This is a genomic window from Mycobacterium sp. (assembly GCF_049683935.1).
Taxonomy (GTDB): domain Bacteria; phylum Actinomycetota; class Actinomycetes; order Mycobacteriales; family Mycobacteriaceae; genus Mycobacterium.
Window position 1 is genome coordinate 1 of record NZ_JBAUJR010000017.1, and the last position, 4,105, is coordinate 4,105.

General features: G+C 69.1%; 7 protein-coding genes. 3 read left to right on the forward strand and 4 right to left on the reverse strand.

Annotated features, from left to right (window positions below):
• From WA965_RS00920 to WA965_RS00930, 3 genes are all read right to left on the reverse strand, one after another.
• A partial coding sequence (locus tag WA965_RS00920) for a hypothetical protein (protein WP_526446915.1) occupies positions 1 to 301 on the reverse strand: 301 nt, incomplete at its 3' end.
• Entirely contained in the window at positions 298 to 687 is a 390-nt protein-coding gene (locus WA965_RS00925; protein ID WP_526299648.1) for a VOC family protein, read from the reverse strand. The genes WA965_RS00920 and WA965_RS00925, both read right to left, overlap by 4 nt.
• A complete protein-coding gene (locus WA965_RS00930; protein ID WP_526299646.1) occupies positions 620 to 1,096 on the reverse strand; it encodes a hypothetical protein in 477 nt (158 codons plus the stop codon). Before WA965_RS00930 ends, WA965_RS00925 begins: the two co-directional genes overlap by 68 nt.
• A gap of 122 nt (positions 1,097 to 1,218) precedes the next feature.
• On the opposite strand from WA965_RS00930, the gene WA965_RS00935 reads away from it, so the two are divergent.
• The gene (locus WA965_RS00935; RefSeq protein ID WP_526299644.1) at positions 1,219 to 1,548 is read left to right on the forward strand and encodes a DoxX family protein; all 330 of its coding nucleotides are present in this window, start codon (positions 1,219 to 1,221) and stop codon (positions 1,546 to 1,548) included.
• Between the two features lies 1 nt (position 1,549).
• Here WA965_RS00935 and WA965_RS00940 read toward each other — a convergent pair whose 3' ends face one another.
• The gene (locus tag WA965_RS00940; protein ID WP_526299642.1) at positions 1,550 to 2,443 is read right to left on the reverse strand and encodes a mycobacterial-type methylenetetrahydrofolate reductase; all 894 of its coding nucleotides are present in this window, start codon (positions 2,441 to 2,443) and stop codon (positions 1,550 to 1,552) included.
• A gap of 162 nt (positions 2,444 to 2,605) precedes the next feature.
• Between WA965_RS00940 and WA965_RS00945 the strand changes: the two genes are divergently transcribed.
• The gene (locus tag WA965_RS00945; RefSeq protein ID WP_526299640.1) at positions 2,606 to 3,769 is read left to right on the forward strand and encodes a hypothetical protein; all 1,164 of its coding nucleotides are present in this window, start codon (positions 2,606 to 2,608) and stop codon (positions 3,767 to 3,769) included.
• Between the two features lie 10 nt (positions 3,770 to 3,779).
• Positions 3,780 to 4,105: protein adenylyltransferase SelO family protein (locus WA965_RS00950; protein ID WP_526446913.1), on the forward strand; the 326-nt coding region annotated here is incomplete at its 3' end.

Here is a 4,105-nt window from a genome sequence, read left to right on the forward strand (position 1 = left end):
GCTGGGTGGTCTTGCCCGAGCCCGTCGCACCGGCGACCACCACCACCTGGTGTTCGGCGATGGCCGCGGCCAGCTCGCCGCGCTGCTGGCTGACGGGAAGGTCCGGATAGCTGATCGGCGGGACCGAGGCGGTGCGTGTCGCAACAAGCGCCTCGGCTGCGGTGAACTGCTGGGCGAGCTTGTCGAGCTGCTCGGGGCTGGGCGACCTGAGCTGTCTGAGCCTGCGGCCCAGCCGGGCGGCGTCGCGGATCGTCAACCCGTCGAGCCGCGCGCGTAGGGCGCGTGTGTCGGCGTTCGTCAGTCCGCTCCGACCGTCGTCAGGCAGAACGGGTGCCCAGCCGGGTCGAGCATGACCCGCCACAGCGCCGGTTGCGCCTGGTGCCCCGCCTGCCGCGCACCCAGACCCTCGGCTCTGACGACCGCGTCGTCGAGGTCGGTGACAGACACGTCGAGGTGCATCTGCTGGTGTTGGCCCGGTTCGGGCCACGTCGGCGCGACGTGGTCCTCGACGCGCATCATCGCCAGGATGTGGGCGCCGTCGGTGATCGCGACGACCCCGCCGTCGGGCGTTTCGACGAGGCGCCGCATGCCGAGCAGACGGGAGTAGAAGTCCGCCAACTCAGCGGGATTCGGGCAGTCGATCGACGTCGCGCCCAACCGGCCGACCGGTGTTTCCGCCTGTGTCATGACGTCCACTCTGACACGGCGCGATGACGTCCGGCGCCAGAGCACGGGTGCGGACGAACAGCACCGCCGCCGCGAGCAGAATCTCGGCGATCGCGACAACGGTGGCCAGCTCCATCGCCGTCGGCACTGCCGCAGGCACCCCTGGCTGCGCGCCGTGGTGGTGTGCTCCGGTCATCGGCAGATGCACCGCGACCATCGCGAGGTTCATCACCGCCACCAGCACCCAGGCCCGCACGGTGTCGCGGGTCAACAGCTCGTAGGCGCAGTACAGGCAGCCGGCGAGCATCACCACCGTCAGCGCCGCGAGCCACGGTGTGACGCCCGGTCCGAGCGCCGCTCCGTGCAGCGCAGCCGAACCCACGGCGAGCAGCGCCCCGGTCCGCCGGACGAATGCGCGTGGTGTCCTCATACCGGGAGTAGACCCCTCTCGGGCGCCGAACTCATCAAGTCGTTGTACCGCAGCCGTCACAATCTCGCTGACCGTCTCGTCTACTGGACATGACGTTCTCCACTCCCGACCCGACGTGGCCCGTGCTCGTCCTCGCCGTCATTCAGTTCGGCGACGGCCTGCTGTGCGTGAAGCCGGCCGCCTTCATAGCCGAGTGCTTCGAGGCGGTGCGCTGGCCGCGCCGCTGGTGGTGGCTGATGCCGGTGATCAAATTCGCCGCGGCCGCGGGGCTGCTCGCCGGTCTCTGGGTCCCCTACCTGGCCGCGCTGACCTGCGCGGCGCTGATCGGGTACTTCGTCGCCGCCATCGGCACGCACATCGCCGCCCGCGACTTCGGCCGCAATCTGTTCGTCAACGCGACCGGCATGCTGGCGATCTGCGTCGCCGTTCCGGTGCTCGCCTTCTCAGGCTGAGCTACGGGCGGTCGGGCGACCAGTACTCCAGCATGTCGGCGAAGGTCTGGAAGGCCGGCGTGTTGACACCGTAGGTGGCCTCGAAGTGGATGCTCAGTGGGAAGCCGAGCCCGCCGACGCCGTCGATGACCCGTTTGTACAGATCGAGCATCAGCTTGCGCCGCAGATCCGGTTCGCTGCCCGCGAGCGTCTTCACGAACTCCTGCTCGGCGGCAACGGCCGCGTTTCCCGGGTCCTGGATCAGCCAGTTGATCAGGTTGACCTTGGTCTCGAGCTTGGGCACGAAGCCGAACGACAACAGGATCTCGGGCCGGTGCTCGGTGGTCCGAGCGAATTCGGTGAGGAACTCGACGATCGTGTCCGAGTACAGCAACTGGGTCATGCCGTAGGTGGCACCCTGGTTGCACTTGAACTCGAAGCGGCCCTGCTCACCGTCGCGCGTCGGGATCAGGATGACGCCGCGGTTGCTGATGACGTTGTCGAACAGCGACAACGCATCGGTGGGCGCGACGCCGGAACCCTCCCCGTCGTTGAGGGTGCGCGGTACACCGACGAAGGCGATCCCGTCGAACCCGCTGTCGCCCAGTTGGGTCAGTCGCGACCGCAGCGTCGGTTCGTCCATGAACGCCGTGACCTGGGTGCACAGTCCGTTGATTCCCGGCAGTTCGGGCCTGATCATCGACCAGAAATCCAGGACATCGAGCTTCGGCTTCATCTCGATGGGCCGATCGTCGTCCTCTTCGATCATCCCGGGGATCATCACGTGGCGGACCCGCCCGGCCAGACCGGCTTCGGCTGAACACCGCAGCACCTTCTCGGCGTCCTCGAGTGCCCGCTCTCGGCCCTGTTCGACGTTCGGCGGCACCAATTCCAGAGCGATGGTGTTCAGGCTCACAGCGTTGCTCCACATCTGACATCGGATTGTCCGGCGATCGGCTGACATCGACCTCATCAGCCTCTTCCCCCGCCACCGGAGAGAAATCACCATACCGACCTGGCGGCTCCCGGGCCCACCGCGGACGACCCCTGGCGACACCACACTGGCAGGTGAGCTTTCATGGAACAGAGCCCTATGAAGATTCTGCAGAGATTCAACACACCCAAAACCCTGGTGGCGGCCCTGGCCGTCGTCGGCCTCGCCGCGGCCGGCTGCACCCCCGTCGAGCCCACCCCCGGCGCGACCTCCGAGTCCACCCCGCGCCCGAGTTCCCCGTTCGATCCCACGACGACTCCGTCGCAACCCACCGGCCCGCTGCTGGCTTACCGGGCGGCCGACGAGATCGGCCTCGTCGACGGCACAAGCGTGATCGCGACGGCGCCGGGCAGCTTCGAGGCCTCCAACGATCTGATCACCACCGAGGACGGCCGGTTCGTGTTCGCGCGCACCACCGACAACCGGGTCGCGACGCTGGACGTGGCCTCTCAGGAGGGGTCCACCCGGACGGTCCCGGTGGGTCCGGTGCTGGGAACCACCGGACCGAGCTCGATCGTCTGGTGGGAGCAGCCGAATCGGCTGATGCAGCTCGATCTGGCGGATCCGGACTCACAGCCCGCGCTGCTGCAGACGGTGGACCTGCCGCCGGTCGTCGGGGTGCGCCCCGGTGAGCCGCGGCTGATCGTCGCCCGTGGGGGCACCGCGGTGATCGCACGCGTCGAAGCGCCACCGTCTCCGTTCGGCGGTCCGGACACCCTCTACGCGGTGCGTGGTCCGGGGGCACCGGCGCCGCTCGGCCTGGCCGACGCGAACTCACCGGTGTCGGTGGCCCGGCTCAGCCCCGACGGGGCCTCGCTGGCGTACGCGCTGTACCGCAGCACCGACAGCAACTGCGGTACCGCGGCCATCGTGGTGTCCGACGCCGCCGGCGACCAGCAGACCTTCGACGTGGCAGGTCCGGACACCGACACCGGGTCCCGGGTGCCCAAGCTGTGGTGGCCCACCAGCGGATTGCCGAAACTGAGCCTGGCCATGTGGCGGTGTGACCGGCCGGAGTCCTATCCGCCGCTGGTCTGGCAGGCGACGGAGGATCGCATCGAACAGATCACGCCGGCGACGTCGGCGCTGCAGACGGCCGACGTCGCTCCGGGGCAGCGCGCCCTGATCCTGCCGCAGAGCGGCGCGTATGCGGATCCGGCGGGTGCGTTGGTGTTCGAGGAGAGCGAGCGCCGCTTCCCGATCAAGGACGGCGTCGACGCCATCGCGGTGATCCAGCCGTCTCCGTAGTCTGGATGGGGTGACCCTCGCGCTTCAGGACCGATTCGCCCAGGAACTCCCCGAGCTGGCGGTGGGCTGGAAAGCCGAAGCCGCACCCAAACCGACGCCCGTGGTGATCAACGACGCGCTGGCTGCCGAACTCGGTCTCGACCCGGCCTGGCTGCGCACCCCCGAGGGCTTGGGACTGCTGGTGGGCACGGCGCTGCCGGATGACGCCACACCCGTCGCGCAGGCCTACGCCGGGCACCAGTTCGGGGGGTTCGTCCCCCGCCTCGGTGACGGCCGCGCGCTGTTGCTCGGCGAGCTCGTCGACTCCTCCGGCCGGGTCCGGGACCTGCACTTGAA